15 protein-coding genes are annotated in these 23898 nt (G+C 55.8%); 8 read left to right on the top strand and 7 right to left on the bottom strand.

Features of this window, described 5'->3' with window-relative positions:
* The coding region (locus VEV40_RS17465; RefSeq protein WP_324834176.1) for an efflux RND transporter periplasmic adaptor subunit at nt 1–823 on the top strand (823 nt) is incomplete at its 5' end.
* On the top strand, nt 820–3927 hold the full coding sequence (locus VEV40_RS17470) for an efflux RND transporter permease subunit (RefSeq protein ID WP_324834178.1): 3108 nt from the start codon (nt 820–822) through the stop codon (nt 3925–3927). The genes VEV40_RS17465 and VEV40_RS17470, both read left to right, overlap by 4 nt.
* A gap of 337 nt (nt 3928–4264) precedes the next feature.
* Here the strand turns inward: VEV40_RS17470 and VEV40_RS17475 are convergent, their stop codons facing one another.
* Nucleotides 4265–5722, bottom strand: coding sequence for a HAMP domain-containing sensor histidine kinase (locus VEV40_RS17475; protein WP_324834180.1), 1458 nt, complete (start codon nt 5720–5722; stop codon nt 4265–4267).
* Complete coding sequence (locus VEV40_RS17480) at nt 5719–6405, bottom strand: response regulator transcription factor (protein WP_324834182.1); 687 nt, start codon at nt 6403–6405, stop codon at nt 5719–5721. Before VEV40_RS17480 ends, VEV40_RS17475 begins: the two co-directional genes overlap by 4 nt.
* A gap of 115 nt (nt 6406–6520) precedes the next feature.
* Here VEV40_RS17480 and VEV40_RS17485 point away from each other — a divergent pair, with 115 nt between their 5' ends.
* The gene (locus VEV40_RS17485; RefSeq protein ID WP_324834184.1) at nt 6521–7165 is read left to right on the top strand and encodes a phosphoribosyltransferase; all 645 of its coding nucleotides are present in this window, start codon (nt 6521–6523) and stop codon (nt 7163–7165) included.
* Nucleotides 7166–7206: 41 nt separating this feature from the next.
* Nucleotides 7207–8301 (top strand): substrate-binding domain-containing protein, encoded by a 1095-nt coding sequence (locus tag VEV40_RS17490; RefSeq protein WP_324834185.1) that lies wholly within the window; start codon nt 7207–7209, stop codon nt 8299–8301.
* 555 nt (nt 8302–8856) lie between these two features.
* Here the strand turns inward: VEV40_RS17490 and VEV40_RS17495 are convergent.
* The 5 genes from VEV40_RS17495 to VEV40_RS17515 form a co-directional block, all read right to left on the bottom strand.
* Nucleotides 8857–11154, bottom strand: a complete 2298-nt coding sequence (locus tag VEV40_RS17495) for a CHAT domain-containing protein (protein ID WP_324834187.1) — start codon at nt 11152–11154, stop codon at nt 8857–8859.
* Nucleotides 11155–11348: 194 nt separating this feature from the next.
* Nucleotides 11349–12239 (bottom strand): hypothetical protein, encoded by an 891-nt coding sequence (locus VEV40_RS17500; RefSeq protein ID WP_324834189.1) that lies wholly within the window; start codon nt 12237–12239, stop codon nt 11349–11351.
* Nucleotides 12240–12274: 35 nt separating this feature from the next.
* A complete protein-coding gene (locus tag VEV40_RS17505; protein ID WP_324834190.1) occupies nt 12275–12958 on the bottom strand; it encodes a zf-HC2 domain-containing protein in 684 nt (227 codons plus the stop codon).
* 12 nt (nt 12959–12970) lie between these two features.
* The gene (locus VEV40_RS17510; protein ID WP_324834191.1) at nt 12971–13603 is read right to left on the bottom strand and encodes a sigma-70 family RNA polymerase sigma factor; all 633 of its coding nucleotides are present in this window, start codon (nt 13601–13603) and stop codon (nt 12971–12973) included.
* Nucleotides 13604–13779: 176 nt separating this feature from the next.
* Nucleotides 13780–14817, bottom strand: coding sequence for a YncE family protein (locus tag VEV40_RS17515; protein WP_324834193.1), 1038 nt, complete (start codon nt 14815–14817; stop codon nt 13780–13782).
* Between the two features lie 449 nt (nt 14818–15266).
* Between VEV40_RS17515 and VEV40_RS17520 the strand changes: the two genes are divergently transcribed.
* From VEV40_RS17520 to VEV40_RS17535, 4 genes are all read left to right on the top strand, one after another.
* Complete coding sequence (locus VEV40_RS17520) at nt 15267–18773, top strand: carboxypeptidase-like regulatory domain-containing protein (protein ID WP_324834194.1); 3507 nt, start codon at nt 15267–15269, stop codon at nt 18771–18773.
* 410 nt (nt 18774–19183) lie between these two features.
* Nucleotides 19184–20341 carry a tetratricopeptide repeat protein gene (locus VEV40_RS17525; protein WP_324834195.1) on the top strand — a complete coding sequence of 386 codons (1158 nt, stop codon included), beginning with the start codon at nt 19184–19186 and terminating at the stop codon, nt 20339–20341.
* On the top strand, nt 20331–22199 hold the full coding sequence (locus VEV40_RS17530) for a CRTAC1 family protein (RefSeq protein WP_414637854.1): 1869 nt from the start codon (nt 20331–20333) through the stop codon (nt 22197–22199). The genes VEV40_RS17525 and VEV40_RS17530 overlap by 11 nt, the downstream gene beginning before the upstream one ends.
* On the top strand, nt 22196–23842 hold the full coding sequence (locus VEV40_RS17535) for a multiheme c-type cytochrome (protein ID WP_324834197.1): 1647 nt from the start codon (nt 22196–22198) through the stop codon (nt 23840–23842). The genes VEV40_RS17530 and VEV40_RS17535 overlap by 4 nt, the downstream gene beginning before the upstream one ends.
* Nucleotides 23843–23898: the final 56 nt, after the last annotated feature.

The following is a 23898-nucleotide window of genomic DNA, read 5'->3' on the forward strand; positions in this document are numbered from 1 at the left end:
GCTTTTTGCGGAAGGTGCGATCCCAGGCCGCGATCTCGATACGGCGATGGCTGCATTGGTGCAGGCCCAGGCCGCGTTCGATACGGCAAATAAGCACCTCGAATCCATGAAGGCCGTCAGCCACGAGGCTGCGCTCAAAGAAGCGCAAGGAACGCTCGAATCCGCCAAGGGCAAGTACATCGGAGCTGAAGCCATGGTCAGCTATTCCGAGATTCACAGCCCCATCAACGGTGTCGTCACTGACCGGCCGCTCTTCGCCGGTGAAACAGCCGCTGCGGGCGCTCCATTGCTTACCGTCATGGACACCTCAGCAGTGCTGGCCAAAATCCACATCTCGCAACTGCTCGCCCAGCGTTTGCAGTTGGGGGACACAGCCTCAGTCACAGTTCCCGGAATCGATGACCCTGTCCCCGCCAAAGTCTCGCTCATCAGCCCTGCCCTCGATCCCGGCAGCACCACGGTTGAAGTCTGGCTGCGAATGGAAAACAAGAACGGCAAGCTTAAGGTTGGAACGCCCATTCATGCGGCCATCGCAACCAGAACAATTCCCGACGCGCTGAAAATCCCAGTCAACGCCATCCTCACCGCGCAGGACGGCAGCAAGTCCGTCATGGTAGTGGGCGCCGATGGCGCCGCACACAAAAAGCCGATCGAGGTCGGCGTTCAGGATACAGGCGAAGCGCAGATCACAAACGGCCTCACAACCAGCGATCTCGTCATCAATCAGGGCGCCTACGGGCTCGATGAAGGGACCAAAGTGAAAGTTACGGCCGCGGCGGACGACGAGAAACCATCTGCAGACAAGCCTGGAGACAGCCAGTGATTACGGACGCCTCCATCAAGCGGACCGCAGTAGAAGAGTCCTTCTGGCTCAAGCGCGCCATCCGCACCATATTTTTCTTCGTCGCTGTTCTCACCCTCGCGGGTATTTACCTGGCCTTCAAGGTGCCGATCTCAGTCTTCCCCGAGACCAACTTCCCGCGCGTGGTCATCGGCGTTGACAACGGTGTCATGCCCGTCGAGCAGATGCAGGTCACCATCACCAAGCCGATTGAAGACGCAATCAACAGCGTCCCCGGCCTCGTGACCGTGCGTTCTACCACCAGCCGCGGATCGGCGGAGATCAGCCTCTTCTTTGACTGGAGCGTGGACATGTACCGCACGCTGCAGCTCACCGATGCGGCACTGGCAAAAGTGGAGCAGGAACTGCCCGCCACTGCGCGCATCACCACCAACCGACTCACCTTCGCAACCTTTCCCATCCTCGGCTACAGCCTCACATCTGACACGATATCGCAGACGCAGCTATGGGAGATGGCCACATACGAGCTGAAGCCGCCATTGAACCGCGTCATTGGCGTAAGTGCTGTCACCGTTCAGGGCGGCCAGGTTCCTGAATATCATGTTGTGCCCGATCTGGCTCGCCTCCAGTCGTCCGGAGTCACCATCTCCGATCTGGTGAACGCCATTCAGGCGTCGAACATCATTCAATCACCCGGCCTCTACGAAGAAAACCATCAGCTCATCCTCGGCCTTGTCGGAGCGCAGGTCCATGACGCTGATACGCTGAGCCAGCTCGTCATCAAAACGACTCCATCGGGTGCGCCGGTGCGTGTCGCCGATGTCGCCACTGTGCAGCCGGCAACCATGCCGGTTTATATCGTCGTCACCGCGAACGGCAAGCCTGCCGTGCTGCTCAACATCACGCGCCAGCCGGCGAGCAATACCGTGGCCGTCGCCAACGCGGTTGCCGACGAAGTGCAGCAGTTGCGGAAAAACCTGCCACCGGGCGTCAAGCTGGAGCCGTACTACGACCAATCAGAGCTGGTCCGCGACAGCATCTCCAGCGTGCGCGACGCCATTCTCATCGGCCTGATACTGGCCTGCGTCATCCTCTTCCTCTTCCTGCGCGATTGGACTTCGTCCGTCGTCGCCGGCCTCGTCATCCCTGTAACCGTGGCGGTTACAATTCTTTTTCTATGGATCATTGGCGAAAGCTTCAACCTGATGACCCTTGGCGGACTTGCCGCGGCCATCGGTCTGGTCATTGACGATGCCATTGTCGTCGTCGAAAACGTCGTGCTCCATCGCGATTCCGGAGAAAACCGTGTTGAAGCCGTGCGCAAGGCCCTGCATGAGCTCACTGTGCCTCTGATTGGTTCAACCATTACCCCTGTGGTCGTCTTCCTGCCTTTGATCTCTGTATCCGGAGTCACCGGAAGCTTCTTCCGCGCGCTCGCCGTCACTATGACAGCCGCGCTGATTACCTCCCTCTTCCTCGCTCTCACCTGGACTCCCGGACTCAGCCTGACGCTGCTGCACTCGCGTCACGACAGGCCGTCAGAATCAGAACACGAGACGCATGGCCGCATAATGCGCCGCGTTATCGACTGGCACCGCAGCGCATTGACTTGGTCTCTGTCGAACCCTTTCCTTCTCGCCGCTGGATGCGCTGTCCTAGTCCTGGGCACGTGGTTTGCCTATCAGGGACTTGGCTCGGATCTGTTGCCGGAAATGGATGAAGGCGGCTTCGTGCTTGACTACATCATGCCTGCAGGCAGTTCGCTGACCGAGACAAACCGAGTACTCGAGCACGTCGAGCGCATCCTGCGCGCAACGCCCGAAGTAGAGAGCACGTCACGCCGCACCGGCCTGCAAATGGGCCTTGCCGCCGTGACCGAAGCCAACACCGGCGACATCACGGTAAAGCTCAAGAGCAAGCGCGACCGTGGCATCGACGAAGTCATGGAAGACGTTCGCGAACAGATCAAGAGGACCGAGCCGGAGCTCGACGTCGAATTCACCCAGGTATTGCAAGACATGATCGGAGATCTCTCCAACTCTCCTGAGCCGATCCAGATCAAGCTCTTCGCCAATGATCAGACATTGTTGAACCAATTGGGCCCGCGCGTCGGCGACGCCATCGGCAAAATCAAGGGCGTCGTCGATGTTCAGGACGGCATCGAGAACACCATCAGCGGTCCGGCAACAGACTTCAAGGTAAATCCCACGCTTGCTGCGCGTCTCGGTTTTACTCCGACGGAAGTAGCCACAGACGCAACCAGCATCCTCGACGGAGTGACTCCGACCGACCCGCTCATCGCGAATGGCCGTCCATACACCATCCGCGTGCGCCTCGGCGATCAAACGCGCGCATCGCTGGACGCCATCAAAAGCACGGTCTTCAACAGCAGCACGGGACACACAGCGACGCTTGGCTCGCTGGCCAATATCGAGCAGCTTCCGCCGCAGAACGAAATTCTCCGGGAAAACCTGCAGCAGGACATCGTAGTCACGGGGCGCCTCGAAGGTTCCGACCTCGGCAGCGCCATGGCGCAAGTGCAGCGCACCGTCGAGGGACTGCACCTGCCCAAAAATGTGCGCGTCGAATATGGCGGAACATATGAGGAGCAGCAGAAGTCTTTTCACGACCTGATGCTTGTCCTGCTCCTCGCCTTGGCTCTCGTTTTTGGCGTTCTGCTCACGGAGTTCCGCAACTTCTCCGCTCCAGTCGCCATACTCACGTCATCGGTTTTGTCGATATCCGGCGTCGTCATGGCGCTGCTCATCACCGGAACCACCTTCAGCGTGGCATCGTTCATGGGCCTGATCATGGTCATCGGCATCGTGGCCAAGAATGGCATCCTGCTTCTCGATGCCGACGAGAAGTTCCGGGCCGAGGGCGCAAGCCCACGCGAGGCCATGATGCACGCAGCCCAACGCCGTCTCCGCCCCATCGTCATGACCGCAATCGCGGCCGTCTGCGGAATGCTGCCTCTGGCATTTGCTCTGGGCTCCGGCTCGCAGATGCTTCAGCCATTGGCTATCGCCGTTATTGGCGGCCTCTGCATCTCCATGGTGCTCAGCCTGATCGTGACTCCGGTCGTCTATTACCTGCTAACCCGGCATCGCGCCGCAAACGCATGATCAATCATTGTCAATGAGCCACAATGCCACTGCGAAACCTCAGCGCCACTTTGCGGCGAAAAATTCTTACGGAGGATGCTGAAAAAGTTGCTGTTGCATAAGGGCACGCTTTAGCCATGCCGAAATAGTCCAGAATGATTGCGGCTTTAGTCGCTGAGGGACGGGTTTCCGTTAATCCGTCTGAGAGGACTTGACACCCCTTATAAAATGAAACTGAAGGGCTGGTTAGACGCACCAATGAGGGTGCCTCTAATCAGCCCTTTTGATTTCTATAATTTGGACGCAAGCGCCGCCACATCAATAATTTGTGTGGACAAGAATGGAAAACGCAATGAAATCATTGATCTACGCACAAGGGGGGTGCTGCCGAGGCGACTGAAACCGACCGTAATACCCCAGCCGGAAGCCGAACACTGACCGTTGTCCCCACGCCTACAGTGCTATCGATCTTGATCTCTCCGCCTGCGGCATCCACGATCGCTTTGCAGATGGAAAGGCCGAGACCGGTTCCACCAGTGTTGCGGTTGCGCGACGGGTCACCACGATAAAAGCGCTCGAAGATATGAGGCAGTGCTTCAGCAGGGATGCCGTCGCCCCGGTCTTTTATGACGGCTTCGACCATATCTTCCCTGGCCTGCGCGGAAATACTAATTTGAGTGCCGCGGGTACTATGTTGCAGGGCATTCAAAAAGAGGTTCGAAAAGAGTAGAGCGCACTCATCCGCTGGGAGCGCAGCGTAAAGTGGACCCGGCAACGACCAGGCAATATCGACTCCGCGAAGTTCAGCCATAGAACTGAACATTTCTGCCGTCTTGCGCAATACAGCGGAGACATCCGCGGAAAGGAGCGGTGCCACCTGTTTCGAATCAGTACTCTCCACGCGCGCCAGGGTAAGCATCTTGGCTACGATCTCTTCCATGCGGCCGCAATCGGTCTCGCAGCGTTCTAACCCTGCCTCATACTCCGCTGCGCTTCGTTGCCGAATACTAAGCAGTTGCAGGGAGGACTTGACGACGGCAACGCCGGTCTTCAATTCGTGGGCGGCATCGCTGACAAATCGCCGCTGCTGAAAAAACGAATGTTCCAACCGCTGCAATGTGGATTCAAGAGCATCCACAAGCGGGGCAAGCTCTTTCGTCGCTCGTGCTTCTTCAGGCGGATGGAAACGCCATGCGTTGACGGAAACACCCGCGGCCTCTGCAGTCAGAGCGCGCAGGGGGGCCATGCCGCGATGCAGCAGCCATGCCATGACGATGCCGGTCACAAGCAGAAGAACAAGACTTGCCAGCGCGTAGAACTTGACCGCTCCTGTCACGGCCCTCCACACCCGCCTGGTGGGAGCGCCGTAAACAATGGTTACGTGACGCGGAACACCGCCGTCCTTGTCGCCGGGATCAACAACCCGCAAACCGTGCAGCAGCAAAGAGCGGTAATGTCTTCCATTTACGATGGAGTTGAAGTAGCCGTCGCTGTGCCGTCCCAGCAATTCTGTCGCTGCGCCGTCCCAATTTGGAGAACGCCCCAGTAGTCTACCCTTCTCATCGCGGACTTCATAAACGTCTTCAGCAGGGACATCCATATCGCTCTTGTTGAGCATGATGTTATCGTCAGCGTCTTCAGCATCCTGTACCGAGCCAAGAAGCGAATCCGCGCGTCCACGTAGCAGGATGTCGAAGGAGCGGAGGTGGCTGTGCCGTTCATAAAGCCATGCCATTCCAGTGACGCAAACGGCAGTGACCAGTTCAACCAGCAGGACGGTGACGATGAGGCGTCGCGCTATGGAATAGGGCTTCACGCAACGCCTTTCTGGGCAATAAGGCGATAGCCGCGGCCGCGCAAGGTTTCTATGCTCGGCTGCTCTGACGAGGCGTCGAGCTTACGGCGCAGATTGGAGACGTGAGCCTCAATCACATTGGAGTGGTGTTCCCAGTTGTAATCGTAGAGGTGCTCAAGCAATTCGCGCTTAGAGACGACAACCCGAGGTCGGTGCATTAGATATTCGAGGATCCGGTATTCCATCGGAGACAGATCAACGACCATGCCCGCTCGCCGGACTGTTTGCTCCAGCGTATTTATTTCAATATCCGCGGTGTTGAGAGTCGGATGCGCTGCGCCCTTGCCACGGCGAATCAGTGCTTTGACGCGGGCGATCAACTCCCCAAGATCGAATGGCTTGCTGAGGTAATCGTCTGCACCTGCGTTTAGCAGATCAATGATGGAGCGTGTCTCCCCCTGCGCGGTCAGAATAAGGACCGGTGTAGTGTCGCCGGCAGAGCGCATTTTGTTGAGCACGCCCAGACCATCTAGCATGGGCAGCATTAGATCAAGAATGATCAGGTCGTAGCATCCGTCTCGTGTGAGGAACAGCCCAATTTCGCCGTCTTCGGCCAAATCCACAGCAAACCCTGGGCCTTCGCGCAGTGCGGCGGCTACATTTTCGGCCAGCCGGGTTTCGTCCTCAATCAGGAGCACGCGCACAACTACATTGTCCTGCCATTAAGATTAAAAGCACCTGAAGGGCAAGTCGATAGCCGGAGCGCGCGATTGATTTACCCAAACTCCGCTCAGGTCCATGCTTTAACCTGAGGCGACTATGTTTCGGGACAGAAGCGAAGCCGGTCAGCTCCTTGCCGGGAAACTAGCACGCTACGCCGACAGCAAGGAAACGGTTGTTTTAGCGCTGCCCCGCGGCGGAGTGCCTGTGGCCTTTGAGATAGCCCGGAAGCTGCATCTTCCCCTGGATATTCTACTGGTGCGCAAACTGGGAGTGCCGGGACAAGCTGAACTGGCGATGGGCGCGATAGCCGCGGGCGGAATACGCGTCCTGGACCGGGTTATGATCCGGCAACTCGGCATTACAGAAGAGGAGCTTGCATCTGCGATCAGTGAAGAAGAAAGGGAATTACGCCGCCGCGAAGAGATCTATCGGAACTGTCGTTCCAGCGAGATGATGAGTCGTCAAAATGCCATCGTTGTGGATGACGGCATCGCTACGGGTTCCACCATGCTCGCGGCCATTCAGATACTGCAATCACAACAGCAGGCCAAGATCATTGTGGCCGTGCCTGTGGCTCCGCCGCATGCGCAACGTGAGGTCGAAGCCGTTGCGCATGAGTTCGCCTGTCTGATACTGTCCGAGTATTTTCCCGCTGTCGGCTCTTTTTATCGCGATTTCTCCCAACTCGACGATGAGGAAGTCTGCCGGCTTCTCACCATTGCCGCTATGCGGGAGCCCTGAGCCGCGCTGCTATACTTACGGTTTCCGGAGGTGCGCCTCGATTGTCTCAGCCTAAGATCAAGCGGCTCTATCTCATTCCCATTCTTTCCAAAGCGCTCGACATTCTGGAATTGCTCGAAGGCGAGAAGCGGCCGATCACGCTTGAGGCTATTTATCAGCGCTCGCACATTTCCAAGACCAGCGTCTATCGCATTCTGAAAACGTTTGTACATCGCGGCTATGTGGCGCAGTCGCCGGATGGCTCGTATCGCCTGGTCTCTCGTCCCAAGAAGATGCGGTTCGGCTTTGCAGGCCAGAGCGCCGAAATGCCTTTTTCCGAAGCCGTGACCAGCAGCCTGAGAGCCGCCGCCGCCGCATCCGGTGTGGAACTGATTGTGCGCGACAATCGCTATGACGCCGATACCGCAGTCAAAAATGCGAAGGAATTTGTCGCCGAAGGCGTGGACATTGTCATCGAATTTCAGATCGAGGAGCATGTCGCCCCTTATCTGGCGCATATCATTGCCCGCGCCGGAATTCCGCTGATTGCGATTGATATTCCGCATCCACATGCCAGCTATTTCGGTGTGGACAATTTTCAAGTCGGCTTTGAAGCGGGCGAGTTGCTGGCGCACCATGCCATCTCAAAGTGGAAGAAAAAAGTGGACTGGGTCCTCGGCCTCGACGTAGCTGAGGCAGGGTCGCTGGTGCAAAGCCGCATTACGGGCGCATTTGAGGGAGTTCGCTCGCTTCTTCCGGAGATTCCGCAGGAGTTGTTTATCCGGCTTGACGGGCGCGGAATGCGGGAAACCAGCGCTCGCGTCGTGAGTGATTTCTTTAGAAGACATGCACGCACAGATCGCATTCTGATAGCCGCCGCGACCGATACCAGCGCAGTCGGCGCGCTTCAGGCCACGATGGATGCGCAGCGCGAAAAGAACATCGCCATTGTCGGACAGGACTGCATCCCTGAAGTGCTGGAAGAGATGAAGAAGCCGCACAGCCCGATCATCGGCTCCATCTCACATGAAGCTCACACCTATGGGCCTCGGCTCATCCAACTTGGAGTCACCATCCTGCGCGGACATACAGTGCCGCCATACAACTATGTGCAGCATCGCGTCGTTACAGCGAGCATGTTGCAGGAAGAAGAGTAGAGAAGGACCTACGGGCCCATCAATAGAATGGTTTCATCCATTGCCTTTGGGTAGAAGCGCTGGGCGTTGGCCCAGTGACCCAATCCAACGCTATCTACGAAGTGGTGCCTCCTTTAGCAGACCCTAATGCAACCACTAACCGGCATATTGGGCGCAAAACGCGCAGGATACTTGTCCAGGAAATCGAGAATATGCTCGACCAGCGGATCTTCACCCGGGTTGGTCGTGTGCCCTTTTGTGACGCCTTTGCAATCGTCTGAGGGCATAATTAAATCGTGAAAAGACGGGCCTTCCTCGTGGCTGGAACTGTGGTCTGGTCTGCGATGTTCTGCACTGGGCGACATTTCTCCTCCTGTATCTGTGTGCGGTAAGAGATAAAAGCCGATGTGTCGAAAACGTAATTAGTTCCAAGAGAACCTGCAGAAAACATTGCAACAGCAATAGCGAAAAGCTGGAGCGCAGCGTCCGTATAGTCCAGGGCCTTTTGCTATTGCGGGAATATGGTGACGCTTGAAATACGTGTTACAAAAAGTTGTAGCTGTGGAAATCAGGGTTCTATGCCCCGCCATAGATCTGAAATGTTGCCCAGTAGAGTGGCTTGCGGAAGACGTTCTGTGCATGAACCATCGAGAGTTTGGCATCGCGCAGCGCGGCAGCGGGCGAACGCCCAGCGGCAATCTCGCTATACATATGGTCCATAATTTGCGGCGCGGTTGAGTCACTGACCTCCCACAAAGAGCCAATAACGTAATGCGCTCCCGCGCGCAGAAACGCCCACGATAGGCCGACGATCCCCTCACCGCCGTAGACCTGCGAGCCCGAGCCATAGCAGGCGGAGATGGCGACAAGGTCCGCGTGCAGAGGATGCCGAATCACATCACGCGCATAGAGCTTGAAAGAATCGGGGTCTGACGGATTGCGTGTCAGCACAATAGCCGAGTCCAGCGGGCTGGCGCTGCTACTGGTGCCGTGCGCTACGAAGTGGATGAGCGAGTACTGGCCGGGATTGCTGCCGGTGTAAGCCGCAGGCAGAGCCTGTTTCTGGACAAAGATGTTCTCGTCGGCGGAAGGAAAATGCCGAGCCACATTCGCAATTTCAGCAGAGGCATTCGGCAGGTCGGGAAACTTCTGCTCCGGCGAAATGGGGTTGCCGATGAGCAGCAGTTTCTTCGGGTTTTTCACGCGCTCTTCCGGGTGAAAAGCAGAGAGTAACTTCAGCGAACTGGCGTTGGTGATGACCGCGTCTTCAATCCAGTAGTGAATGCCGCCGTCGGGCGCAAGCAGAGTCTCGAAATTGAGCCGGGCAAGGCTGCCATCGGGAATGATGTAAACAGGCGAACCTTTGGGAATCAGCAAGGCTGCAGGCTCGATCAATATGCGATAAAGAGCAATTCCGTCGATAGAGGAGTCGGACAGCGTGTCACGCGAAGCGAGAATGGCGCGCTGGTAGTTCCTCACATGCGCGTTGATTTCTTCCTGTGGCGGCAGCTTAAAGAAATGCGTCCCCGATGAATTGATCGCCCAAAGGTACGATTCCTGCGGTGCCAGGCTATAGATCAGTATCGTGCCATGAAGGCGGCGCGCAATCGGCACCGGATCAAGCATTTTTTTCGTTGCGGCAATGAAGTCTGGCGATGCTACGCCCAGGCCTTCCTCCAAAGTCCTAGCCCGCCCAAGACCCAACCATCGCAGGGCTTCGTTAGTCTTGTTATGGTCCACCAGAAAGCGCACATAGTCGTCATATAACTGATCTGCATTGGTAGAGAAGGGAAGTTTAGACTCTTCCTTCTTAATGGTTTCTCTTTGAGTCTCGAACGTGATGATGGATTGCCGGTACCACCTGTCTGCTACAGCGCTGTCGCTTGTCTCTGCATATACATTGGCCAATGCACCTTCCACCTGCCAGTGCTCAGATGGCGTAATTGTTGGATTCTTGTCTAATGCAGTCAGAATGTGGGTGGATTCTGCTGTGTCATGCTGATGCGCTGCAATCAAACTCTTAAGGAATAGCGCATTCATTTCATCGAAATTTCTTCCTGACGACCGTGCTACATCGAGGGCTTTGTCAGCTTCCTGTGCAGCCAAAGGGATATTTCCCTGTTGTAAAAGCAGTTCTGCTAAGGCTGTATGGGCCTCAACTTCTCTCTCCGCATTCTGGAATGATTGTGCGAGTTGGAGCGCGCTTTTGTAATAATTTTCTGCTTCCTGTAGATGACCCAGGCGGTAAAGAGATAGGCCAATATCATTCAGCCATTCCATCCTGTCAGAAACTTCGTCCAGCGTTTTTGCTTCCTGCTCCGCTGTCCGAAAGCCAGCGAGCGCCTCTTCAAAATTCCCCAGTTTGTAATCGTCCCACGCAATATTTCCCTGAGACTTTTCCAGTAGACTCCGAGCATTGATCTGTTTGGCAACATGAACTGCGGCCTCGGATCGATCCAGCGCTTCATCGAAGCGTTCTCGTCGCAGCGCAACGACGCTTAGATTCAAAAGAGTCCTGGCCATTTGGTATTCGTCGTTTCGTTTGTTGGCCACCTCCAAGTCTCTGCGAAAGATTTCATCGGCACGAACCAGATCGCCCCGCTCAAGATAAATCGTAGCCCAGGCGTTATAAATCTGACTTTTTAGAGGAGAGGGATTGTCTTGAATCTCTACCTGGCTGCCTGACAGATGCTCGGCTTGTTGCAAGGCCTGACTGGCCTCTTTATCGCGCCCCAGCGAGTTGTATGCCCACGCTTGAAGAACGGTGCGCCCTAGAGCGATGTCTCCGCCGTCCAGATCGAAAGGAGGAGCCTGAGACAGCATCGATAGGACTTCACTGTTCTTACCCTCTCGCAATAGGGCTCTGGCGTCCATGAGCCGGAATTTCCACGCCCATTCAGGACTCAATCGCGAGAGTTGCGCACTCGCCTGCTGTGCTTTTCTGTGCGCTTCCTCGAGGTTGCCGTGAATAATAAGCTGTTCTACGTTATCGTAGGCGGCTGCGGGATGCTTTACTGCGGCAGGTGTACAACCGGCGAGGACGTATAGCCAAACTGCTGCAACTAAAACTATGGACCATCGGGAACACCATTGGATCTTGTTGTGGCTGCCGAAATGGATCCGCCTACCGGAGAGCCTAGCTGTGCTCTCACCATCGATACGGTAAATGTCTTGTGTTGTACGGTGACCTCTCCAAAATATACCTTGCCAAAGCCAGGAATATAGATGGCATTTCCCACTATAACTCCTGGGAAACCTTCCGGCATCTCGGGAAGATGGTCGATCAGGGAGCATTGAATATAGTCTCTATCATTCAGCCCCTGTTCCGAGTCAACCCAGTGAAAATGATGCCTAATCCAGCCAGGGAGCGCCGCTCCCTTGTATTTTTCCACGTACTTATCTTTGGCTTGCGCCTTCTGGTCGGCAACTTTCTTAAGGAATAGCTCCTGTCTTGGCCAGCTTTTTTTGGGGTATCGGTTAGTCGGGTCATCCTCCGTCGAACCATCATGCTCTGAGAAAAGATCGTAACGGATGACAGGCTCAAATTTCTGGCCACTGATGCGCAAGTTTTCAAACTGGGATCCAATCACGGAGACAATCGGCTCGCGTCCATCCTGCGGGTGGGCGACAGAGAGCTGTGCCACGATCTTGTCCGCGGTGACAATTTCCAGAATGTTCAAGCCGACGATGGTTGCGCTGACTTGCGTCGTCCACGGGCCATCCTCATCTTTCTTGCTGCCGGAGACGTGTGTGCTTTCGCTCTCATAGCTGACAATGTCTTTCCATTTGCGTCCCTTGCGCTCTTTTTTCAAAAAACCCCCGACAATGGGAAGGGAAATAGAAGCATGAGAAGGAACGAAACCATTGAATGGGCGATTGATAGTGCCGCCGATGGCGTTGGCGTCAGCGTGATAAAGAAATGTTCTTTGGATCGGATCTACTGCCGTTTTCTCAGCCATGAGATCTCCGTGCTCAATGATATGTAGTTACGACTCTATTGAATCTGCAAAAGAAAACGATACCGCACAATATCCTGTGGCGCGCTTTGCGCATCCGCCGTTATGCCCTGAACAAGCAGTGTATTCTCGCCGGTTTCCGTGGCATCCGCCGGCACCTGAATCGGCACTGTATCGGCAGCCTGCGAAGGCTCAATTCTGAGCTGCCAGACCTTCTTTCCTGAAGGAGAATACAGCGAGCAGAGATATCCGGAAAAACGATTGTCCGCCGGTATGTCCACGGCGAGAAGGAATGGCTCGTGTGCCTTTGCTGTCACCGTCCGGATCTCAGCGCCGCGGCTCTGCCCGTCCACAAGGGTAACTGAAGGAAGAATGCGCGGCTGTGTCGCGACGGCAGCCTGCTGTTCCAGTCGGGGAACAGTAATCGTATTCTGGAATCCAATCACTAAAAGCATCGCCGCCATGGCGGGCACTGCGAAAGCGGGTCTCAGTAGCGACGGGAAGCTGAAGAGCTTGCGCTTGGGCTCGGGCTGCACGACAAGTACAGGGCGGGCAAGCTCCTTCCGGGCTTGGGCGACGAAAATGGTAGCGGTGCGCAAATCAGCGGCGCACTCTTCGCAGCCGAAGTAGTGCTCCTCAAACGCCTCGCGCTCCTCGGGGCCCAATTCTCCCAGGAGATATTTTTCTACCGCGTATCCGTTTACAACCTCAGAGTGGTCCATGGGTTTCGAGCCTCAACAGAATAGTGCAGAGAAAAGCCAAACGTATCGGCTGAAATTTCCCCGTCCGCTTCCGGAAGATCCGGATGACGCCATGTGCTTGACATAAAAAGACTTAAATGAAAGCTTCGCGCGGTGCAGAAGCACTCTCAGATACTCCCGATCCACTCCGAACTCGGCGCAGACCTCATCTTTGTCGCGCTCTTCGAGAAAAATCCGTTTCAACAGTTGCCGGTCGCGGTCGCTTAATTTCTCCAGTATCTGCCGGACTGTCTTTTGTGTGTCTTTTGACACCATCGTGTCGAGAACATCAGTATCTTGCGACTGGATGTCTATCTCCGATGCATCTTCCATCCCCTCGCTCTTAGAGTGGGATCGATAGTATTCGAGTAGCACATGATTGCAGATGGAGTTAACCAGCGCACCGAGAGCGGAGGCATTGCGCACGCCTTCTTTGCCGCGTAAAAGCACAAAAATACGCGCAAAAGTCTCCTGCCGGACGTCTTCGATCGCATCTCTGGAGTTCAACCGGGAACGTAACTTCAAGTGAATCAATTCACTAAAGTACTGAACAAAGTGCTCCTCGGTGCGGCGATCGCCCTTGCACAAGCTATCGAGGTAAGCGTCATCGAACTTTTGGAACTGCAAGCCATCGTCCTCAAAATAAAGTGCTTCTCAGCCCAGACAGCGAACACCCAATGGCAAAACTATACATCGGGGAAGGCAAATTCGCGGCACTTAAGTCTAAATTTGTGTCATTTTGGAGGATTTATAAGCAGGGAAGCGGCCTTGGGGCAGGCCGCTTCCATCTGAGGAGGGAGCTGTTATTTTCCGACGACGATGACGACGAAGCTGCCGGGAACCATCGAGGGACGGGGGCGAGGATTCTCCGGGGTCGCTGCGGGACGCGGTCCGAACTCGGCAGCGACGAGATAGATTTTTCCCGTTTTGGAATCGAGCGCCATGGTGCGGGCGCTGCGCTGGGTCTCGACGTTCTGCAGGACGGAGTAGGAATCCGGCGAATCTTCATGGACGATGGTCAGAGTGCCGTCGCCGCCATTTGAGCTGAAGGCGTTATGCGTGTTGGGATCGAATGCGGCTGCGTCAGGACCTTCGCCAATCTCCGGAGTCGCAACGACCTTGCCAGTGCTTGCGTCCAGGACGGCCATCTTCTTGCCGTCGCAAACAGAGAAAAGGCGGTTATGAGCAGTGTCAATGGCGTGACCAGAAGGTGAGTCACAACTGGGCCACTCAGCGAGAACCGCATGCGATCTTGCGTCGATATGGGCGGTTTCGTTCTTGTCCTCGATGTTTACAAAGACGGAGCCTTTGCCGTCGGCGACAGGAAATTCCGGCTTGCCAGCAAGCGCGACGGTGGTGATGACCTGCTTCGTCTTTGAATCGATCACGGTGGCGTTCTTGCTGCGTCCATTGAAGGCCCAGACGGTCTTGGTGAAAGGCTCGAAAAGAATGCCGTCGGGATTGGTCCCGGCCGGGATAGTCTGGGTGATCTTGTTGCTGGCGCGGTCGAAGACGGCCACATCGTTCGATCCGCCGTCGCTGATATAGCCAGTCTTGCCATCGGTATCGAACACGACTCCGTGCGTGCCTTTCAGGCCGGTAATATCAGCCTCGACTTTGCCGGATGTAGTATTCACCACCATCACATGGTTGCCGCGGGTGATATACAGCAGGCCCGATTGTGGATCGACTGCCATATAGTCCCACCATCCGTCTCCACCAATCTTCCACTTGTCCTGAACATGGTACGGGCCTTGGGCGATCAGCGCCGCGCAGCTTGAAAATGCCAATGCCGCGCTGAAGGCAGCGGTCGCCAGTCCGCGCAAGAGATTTGTCCGCATAAACGTTTCCTTTCGGGGTTACGAACCGGATAGTAGTCCTATTTCCTGAAAATAGTCTGAAGATTAATTGGCTGGCCTGGTTCGCGACCCTTGGCGGGACAGAAAGGCCGGGGAAAGCATCTCAGAGGTTTCAACCGCACAGATCCTGGCTGAGGACGTTGCGAAAGACGGAAAGGCAAGGCTGAGCGCATGCAAAGGTCGCGTTTGAACAGCGAATTCGATGGCATCGATACCATCCTTTGTTGTCAACATCATAACGGGTGAGCGTCCGAGTAAAATTTCTCCTTGACAGTCTGCGTGCCGAATCCCTATAGTTGGCGATTGTTGGAAACGATACCACGCAACAAGATGGTATCGTTTCCAGATTCAAAGCCAATCAACAGGCCAAGATGGAAACCCCCCAGCCGGGATTGGCTTCTGCCATGCACCGATTTTCAGGAGGAGTTGTGATGCGACGATTTACAGAATGGGGCAGGCGCCTATCGGCTGCTGTCTTTGTGCTGTCTCTGGCGCTTCTGACGTCAGGACATCTATATGCCCAGGCCAACGCCGGTATTACCGGCACCGTGACGGATTCGACCGGCGCGGTGGTTGTGGGCGCCAACGTGACCATTACCAATCAAGGCACGGGAGTGGCAAGCCATGCCACGACCAGCAGCTCGGGCACCTATTCCGTTACGGGCCTTGTTCCCGGTATTTACTCCGTTGCAGTGGAGGCAACCGGCTTCAAGAAGAACGTCCAGAACTCAGTGAACGTCGAAGTTACCGTGACGGCCACTGTCAACATTACGCTCTCTACCGGTTCCACAGCTGAGACTGTAGAGGTGACGGCCAGCGCGATCACACTCAACACGACGCAGCCGCAGTTGGGTACTACCGTTGAACCGACAGTGGTGAAGGCCCTGCCGGTGGAAGTAGGAGGACGCGGGCGTCAGGTGGACGCATTGCAGTTCCTGGCTCCGGGCGTTACCGGCGATACGTTTTCGCATCGCGTCAACGGCGGTGTCGACTTTGAGCAGGAGATCCTATATAACGGCGTCCCTGCGCCGCAGCCGGAAACCGAAGGCTATACCGTGAACTTCAATCCGCCATATGAGATGGTGTCGGAGTTCCACACCTCGCAGTCTACTTTCTCTGCGCAGTATGGTCTCGGCCAGGGTGCACTGACGTACCAGATGGCGTCAGGCACCAACCAGTATCATGGCGATTTGTTTGAAATCAACCGCAACAGCTTTTTCGATTCAGTTGGATTCTTCAACAACAAGGCGCAGGGCGGCAACGGACAGGTGCCCACCGATCATGAGAACAACTATGGCTTTACCGTCGGCGGTCCCATCTGGATTCCCAAGGTTTACGACGGACGCAACCGCACCTTTGGCCACTACAGCCAGGAATGGTACAAGCAGAACAGTGAAAACACGGCCATCTCAACTGTCCCGACAGCGCTGGAAAAAACAGGCGACTTCAGCGACTTTGTAAATGGCAGCACTGGGCAGCTTATTCCGATTTTTGTTCCGCAAGGATTCAGCTGCAATGGTCTGACACCGGGAACGCAATTCCCGGGAAACAAGATTCCGGCGAACTGCATCAGTCCGACCTCGGCAAGCTTGCTGCAATATCTGCCCGATCCGGACCGTCCGGGAAGTGGCAGCGGCGGTCTCGACAGCAACAAGAACTTTGTGCCTTTCATTAACCCGCATATCCAGCACGTCTGGGGTTTCACTGTTGACCAGGTGCTGACGCCGAAGCAGAGCCTGCATTACAGTCAATGGCGCAATACCTTCAGCAACTACAGCTTTGACAACAATCCTTTCGTGATTCAGCCCAACCCGCTGAACAGCATGAAATATGAGCCTGCAAAGGGCAGCGGATACCTGCTGACGTATGACAACACGATTACGCCGAGCCTGGTTATGACCGCCGGCTTTGGCTGGATCGGGGAAATCAATAATCAGTTCAACCAGACCAAATACAGTTTTCCTGCGGTTGAGCAGGGAATTATTCCGGCGAACATCACTTTCGACGGCAACCATGCCCCGACTAGCTGGGGCACCAGCGGCGCATGGCTGCAATCCATCAACCGTAAGCTGGGCATCGCGATTGTGAACAACTGGTTGTGGACGAAGGGCCGCAATACCTTCAATATTGGTGGTGAGTGGCGCCGGTCGTACCAGGACGACAACGAAGAGCAGACGGCCGGAGGCCACTTTGCCTTTAGCCAGAAGCAGACGGCCGATCCCAACAATATCAGCAATACGGGCAGCGCTTTCGCCAGCTACCTGATTGGTATGCCGGATTCGGCGAACCGCAGCAACTCGCAGGAACTGCGTCTGCGCAACTGGGACCTGTCGCCTTACATCGAAGACGACATCAAGCTGAGTCCCAAACTCACCGTGAACCTCGGCATTCGCTGGGACATCCAGGTTCCGTTTACCGAAAACAACAACCTGATCGTCTACTTTGATCCCAATAATCCGAGAACGAATCCGGCCGCGGATAACATCCCCGGTGCTATGACCAAGTTCGGCAACTGCACAGGTTGCGCCGGATATGATCGCGCTGCCATTCATTTTGGGCACTTCGGACCGCGGTTCGGATTTGCCTATCAGCTCAACTCCAAGACCGTTATTCAGGCCGGCTACAATGTTGCCTTCCTGAACGGCGGCGCGTATGAATACGGCACAAGCAAGGTGGCCGTCAATTACGGCAATCTGCTGGTCGGCTCTTACGCGCGCAACAGCTCCGGTGGCATCACCTCGTCGTATGGAAGCTGGGATACGAACATTATGCCCAACCCGCAGCCGACGCCATTCAGCCCGACGCTGGGCATTGGCGGAACACAGATTGACGCTTTCAGCGGTTCAGATGGTTTTGCGCCGTATAGCCAACAGTGGAACGTGAACGTGCAAAGGGAATTGCCTTACGATTTGTTCGTTCGTGCCGCCTATATTGGCAATCGTGAAATCCATCTGCCGAGCCAGTTGAATTCCCTCAATCAGCTTGATCCGAAATATTTCGCACTGGGTAACGATCTGAACCTCAGCTTCGCCGATGGTTCGGCGCAGGCCAAGGGCTACACGACGCCGTATACCAATTTCGCCAATGATTTCGGCGGGTCGGCGACGGTTGGCCAGGCACTGGTTCCTTATCCACAATACGGATATATCTTCAACAACTTTGAAGGTTCCGGCACTGCATATTATCAGGGCCTGCAACTGCAAGCGGAAAAACGCTTTACCAGGGGGCTTGCCTTCCTGACAAGCTATACCCTGGCGAGTGAGTACAACAACACGAGCAGCGGCTTCACCAGCTTCATCGCAAATGCTCTGAACAGGTACAATCAGAAACCGGAATGGGCACCGACCAGCGGCGCTCCTCCGCAGGCGTTCAAGGTCAGCGGCACTTATGAGCTGCCTATTGGCCCAGGCAAGAAGTATTTCAACAATAAAGGGATAACCGGTCAGATCCTGGGTGGATGGCAATTTGGCTGGATTGCCAGGTACTACTCAGGAACGCCGACAGGCGTAAATCAGAACCTCGCATTCCCGTACCCCAATGGCGGCGGAGAACGTCCGAACAGAGATACTTCTGTCGGACTGGGCACTGCTTCCTATAACAATGAGCGCGACTACTTCCTCGGCAAAGGCACTGGACAGATTTTCGATCCAACTTCCTTTACTCAGGCTCCGGACTTCACGCTGGGAAATGCGAAGCGGAACTACGGCGAACTTCGGCAGCCTGCTGATTACAACGAAAGCGCAAACATAAGAAAGCATTTCTACATGGGCGAGCGCTTCCAGGGCATTCTGCAGGTGGATTACTTCAACCTCTTCAATCGAACACGGTTTAATGGCCCGGATACCAATATCAGCGATGGAACATTTGGTTTAGCGCAAAGCGCGGGTCAGCAAAACAGCAACCGACAAGGACAGGTCATGTTCCGACTTGAGTTCTAGGCGGAGACTAGACGGCCTGCCGGGAATATTCGGCAGGCCGCGGGATTTTGGATTTTGCATCAATGAATACATGCCTCCCACGCCGGGCCGCCGAGTGCAGTCCGGCTTTTTTGTGGGGTTGGGTAGAAGTCCTGTGCTTTAGCATAGGGATGAAACCTTTAGGGTCTTATTGTCTACTGGCCATGGCCTGAAAAGGATGCTGAAAGAGTCCAATTGGATTGGACTGTTACCTCAGGGGCTAAAGCCCCTTGATGGAGTCAACTTGCGACATGGCTAAAGCCATGCCCCTACGAGGGCAGCGAGTTTTCGGCAATCTCTAAAGGCTTCTGATGAAGAGGAAGACAGGCCGCAAAATTATAATGTCTCTGTCAATGAATATAAGGTTCTCAAATTTGTTCCGCACAATGGGAATGCTCTGGCTGCCTGTGGTGCTCATACTACTTTTCGTGACTATGCCTGTTGCCTTCGCCCAGTCTGCCGAGGATGAAGTCACGCCGCAGGTGCAGGAACTTTATGCGCAGGCCAAGGCGGCACAGGACCGCGGGGACAACGCTACTGCCATCCAGAAATATCGCGCCATGCTGAAACTGGCACCTCATCTTGCGCCTGCGTACAACAACCTCGGCATGCTCTATTTTAACCAGCGCGATTACCCCCACGCCGCGCAGGTGCTGGAGCAGGGGTTGAAGCTCAATCCCGATATGCCGACGGCTTCGGCAATGCTGGGTTTCAGCTATGCCGAGATGGGCGAAAACGAGAAGGCGGAGCCGCTGCTGGAGGCTGCGGTGCGGGCCAATCCCAACGACGACAATGCGCAGATGGCGCTGGCGCGCACGCTGATCCATTTGAAGCGCTATGACGAGGCGACGCCATATCTGAAGAGCCATCTGGATAAGGACCCGAAGGACACGCAAGCGTGGTATCTGCTGGGCAAGACGTATCTTCAGCTTTCAGAAGACGCCCTGGGGCGGATCAACGAGATCGACCCGAATTCGGTGACGGCGCACATTGTGGCCGGCGAGATTGATGAGAGCATGAAGAATTATGACGGCGCTCTGGTCGAGTACAAGAAGGCGATTGACATGGCGCCTAAACAGCCGGGCGGGCATGATCACATGGGGAATGTGTTCTGGGAGACGGGCAAGTGGGAGTCGGCGCAGACGGAGTTCAAGGCCGAGCTGGCCAATGATCCGAACAACTGCACGGCGCGCTGGAAGCTGGCCAATGCGATGCTGGAAGCAAACGCTCTGGCGCAGGACGCGCTGACGGAATTGAATCGCGCGGTCGAGCAATGTCCAACGCTGATGCAGGCGCGCGTGGACCGCGCCCGCGCGCTTGTGAAGCTGAACAAGCAGGATGAGGCGTTACCCGATTTGCTGCTGGCGGAGAAGGACAGTCCAAATGAGCCGTCGATCCATTTCCTGCTGGCCAATGTGTATCGGGCGCAGGGCAAGGCCGCTGACGCGCAGCGGGAACTGCGGACCTACGGACGGTTGCAGCGCGAGGCCAGTGAATCGGTTGCGGCGCAGGCGAGCGACGCGATCTCAATCAAGAGCAATGCGCATTAGGGACGCGGCCGGTGGCGGGTTTCGCGCCGGGGCCGTGCTGTTTCTCATTGCGTTAGCGGCGTGCGGGTTTGCGCAGGAGCAGATGTCGTCGCAGCAAGGTGGCGCGAGCACGGGCGGCGTTTATGCGCCGGTGCATGATGCGGAGCACCGTCCGATTACGGCAGGCGGATTTGTCGAGCGCGGGCCGGTGGCGTTCAAGGATGTGTCGGTGGTGTCGGGCCTGGCTGCATGGCGGAATGAGGGCGGGACGCCGGCGAAGGCTTATATCGTTGAATCGCTCGGGAATGGTGTGGCGCTGCTGGATTACGACAACGACGGCTGGCTGGACATTTATCTTGTCAACGGCATGACTTACGATGCGATGAGCGGCAAAGCCCCCGCGCCTCATGCCGCGCTTTTTCACAATAATCACGACGGCACGTTTACGAACGTCGCGGCGCAGGCTGGAGTGACGAACGACCGCTGGGGCGTGGGCGTGGCTGTGGGCGACTACGACAATGATGGCTGGCCCGATCTGTACGTCACGAATGTGGGCAAGAACCGGCTATATCACAACAACCATGACGGCACGTTTAACGACATGGCGGAGAAGGCCGGCGTGGCGCTGGGGACATGGTCCACAGGCCCGACGTTTGGCGATTATGACGGAGATGGCAGGCTTGACCTGTTTGTTCCCGGATATACGCAGTATGACTTCGCGAATCCGCCGGCGGTTGGGTCGAATTCAGTTGTGTCGAACAACTGCAAGTATCGCGGCGTGAGTGTCTTCTGTGGTCCGCGCGGATTGAGGGGCGAGCATGACCATCTCTTTCGCAACAACGGCGATGGGACGTTTACGGATGTCAGCGCGAAGGCGGGTGTTGCTGACGCGCCCGGCTATTACGGCCTGGTGTCGCTCTTTGTTGATCTGAACGATGATGGCAGGCCGGACCTGCTGGTCGCTGACGATTCGACGCCGAACTATCTCTATCGCAACAAGGGAGACGGCACTTTCGAGGACCTGAGTTTTGAGTCGGGCTATGCAGTCAATCGCGATGGCCGCGAGACGGCGAGCATGGGCATTGCTGTGGGCGATTACCAGAACAATGGGCGGCTCGACATTCTCAATACCACGTTCTCTGACGACTACAAGGTGCTTTACCAGAATAATGGCGATCTGGATTTTACCGATGTCAGCTATGACGCGGGCATTGCCACGCCGACGATCCCGTTTCTGAGCTGGGGGGATGGCTTTATTGATTACGACAACGACGGCTGGAAGGACATCTTCATCGCCAGCGGGCATGTCTATCCCCAGGTCGATCAGCATGACTGGGGCACCAGCATGGCGGAGCGTCCGCTGCTTTTTCGCAATATTCATGGACAGAAATTTGAGCTTGTGCCTCCGGTGAAGGGAACTGGCCTGGCAGATGTGATTCTGGCGCGGGGAGCGGCTTTCGGAGACCTGTTCAATGACGGGAAGATCGATGTCGTCATCAATAATCTCGACGCGCCACCAACGCTGCTGCGCAATGTCAGCGAGGACCGCCATCACTGGGTGGAATTCAAGCTGATCGGGGGCGCGAAAAGCCCACACGATGCCATAGGCGCTGTTGTGTTTCTCAGCGCGGGAAGTATGAAGCAGCGTGGAGATGTGTTGAGCGGAGGCAGCTTCGCTTCGTCCAATGATCCTCGTGTTCACTTTGGACTCGGAGATGCAATGACAGTCGATTCAGTCGAAATCCGCTGGCCAAGCGGTGTCCGGGAGAAGATCAGCGTTCCCAATGTCGACCGCATTTATACCGTCGAAGAGGGCAAGGGAGTCACGGCTTCATTTTGTGCCCGGTGCACCGTAGGGAAAGAGGCAGCGGTGAAATGATGCGAGTCGTCTCTGGGGGGATACTGCTGGGTGTTTGCGTCGCCTTCAGCTTTGCGGCCGGCAAAGCGCAGCAACACGCAACGGCTACATCGGTTCGGGTCGCGGACGCTTCATGCGCGAAATGTCATAAGGACATCTTCGAGAAATATCTGGCAACTCCCATGGCGAAAGCTAGCGGCATCGCTACGGAAAATTTTGAGGCGGGAGCGCTGGACCACAAAGCTTCGGGAGTCAATTACCGGCTGTTTCCTCGTGATAACAAGGCGATGCTCGGCATTCAGAGCACGCGAGATCCACAGCTTCATGAAGAACGCCAACTGGACTATTTCTTTGGTTCCGGCCATTTGGGCATCACCTATCTTTATTCCATTCACGGATATCTCTTTGAGTCGCCGGTTGCGTATTATTCTGCGTCGCATTCGTATGACATGAAGCCGGGGCTGGAAGCGATTACCCAGCTGCCTCCTGCTCTGCCCATGCAGGCGGGCTGCTTGCGCTGCCACATGAGCGCGGTTCAGCACAGCGACGAAGGGACGATCAATCACTATTCAGGATTGCCGTTTCTGCATGGAGGCATCACCTGTGAAGCGTGCCATGGAGATGCGGCGCAACATGTTGCCACTGGTGGCAAGGCCGCAGTCCTCAATCCGGCCAAGCTCGATGCTGACCGACGTGATTCGCTCTGCATCAGTTGCCATCTTGAGGGCGATATCTCGGTCGAGCGCGCAGGACATTCTGCCATCGACTACAAGCCGGGTGATTCCATCTCGGACTATCTGTCTTACTTCGTCTATCAAGGCAAGGACCTCACACGGCGTGGCGTGAGCGAAGTAGAGCAGCTCAACATGAGCATGTGCAAGCGCGCCAGCGGAGATAAGATGTCCTGCACCAGTTGCCACGATCCACACTACAGACCGGCCCCGCAGGAGCGGGCAGCGTTTTATCGCAGTAAGTGCCTCGCGTGCCACAGCGATGCGAGCTTTGTTACAACGCATCATCCTGAAAATCCTGACTGCACTAGTTGCCACATGCCGCGCACCGGGGCAGAAAATATTCCTCACGTCGCATGGACGGACCATCGCATCCGAAAAATTCCTGACGCAGCTGGCGATTCCATAAAAGACCTGGGCGAAGGGCAGACGCTTACCCCGATCTTTTCTCCAAAAGCCACGAAGCGCGACCTGGCGCTTGCCTACTACATGGCTGTTCTCGAAGGTAATTTCGCGGTGCAGCAGCAGGCGTATCAGTCGCTTGAAGATATTCGGTCTGAGATTAGCGGCGACAAGGAGACGCTCAATGCGCTGGGCATCGTCAGCGAAAAACGCGGCGATTACAAGCAGGCGACGGATGCATTCGCGCAGGTGGTGAAGCTCGATCCACTTAATTTGACCGCGCTGTCAAATCTCGGCACGCTGCGTGCAAAATCCGGCGACTTGAAAGGAGCCATTGACTTATGGCGTCCGACGTTTGAGCGCAATGAGGACGTTGTAGGACTGGCGAAAAACCTGGCGCAGGTCGAGTGCATGACGGGCGATGTTGCTTCGGCGCGCGCTACGCTTCAAAAGACGCTTGAATACAATCCCGGCCTTAAGGATGTAGAGGAGATACTTGCCCGTCTACCTTCCTGTGAAGGTGCTAAATAATAGAATGCTGAGCCAGAATGTCATTGCATAATTTCAGGTACGATCCTGCCCAGTCG

The sequence above is a fragment of the Alloacidobacterium sp. genome (assembly GCF_035631355.1).
In the GTDB taxonomy this organism is placed as follows: Bacteria; Acidobacteriota; Terriglobia; order Terriglobales; family Acidobacteriaceae; genus Alloacidobacterium.

Excerpts from the sequence above, each read along its gene's own strand:
- VEV40_RS17485 (WP_324834184.1), top strand. The coding sequence starts at position 6,521 with ATGTTTCGGGACAGAAGCGAAGCCGGTCAGCTCCTTGCCGGGAAACTA.
- VEV40_RS17495 (WP_324834187.1), bottom strand. The coding sequence starts at position 11,154 with ATGGACGCCAGAGCCCTATTGCGAGAGGGTAAGAACAGTGAAGTCCTA.
- VEV40_RS17500 (WP_324834189.1), bottom strand. The coding sequence starts at position 12,239 with ATGGCTGAGAAAACGGCAGTAGATCCGATCCAAAGAACATTTCTTTAT.
- VEV40_RS17505 (WP_324834190.1), bottom strand. The coding sequence starts at position 12,958 with ATGGACCACTCTGAGGTTGTAAACGGATACGCGGTAGAAAAATATCTC.
- VEV40_RS17515 (WP_324834193.1), bottom strand. The coding sequence starts at position 14,817 with ATGCGGACAAATCTCTTGCGCGGACTGGCGACCGCTGCCTTCAGCGCG.
- VEV40_RS17520 (WP_324834194.1), top strand. The coding sequence starts at position 15,267 with ATGCGACGATTTACAGAATGGGGCAGGCGCCTATCGGCTGCTGTCTTT.
- VEV40_RS17525 (WP_324834195.1), top strand. The coding sequence starts at position 19,184 with ATGCTCTGGCTGCCTGTGGTGCTCATACTACTTTTCGTGACTATGCCT.
- VEV40_RS17530 (WP_414637854.1), top strand. The coding sequence starts at position 20,331 with ATGCGCATTAGGGACGCGGCCGGTGGCGGGTTTCGCGCCGGGGCCGTG.
- VEV40_RS17535 (WP_324834197.1), top strand. The coding sequence starts at position 22,196 with ATGATGCGAGTCGTCTCTGGGGGGATACTGCTGGGTGTTTGCGTCGCC.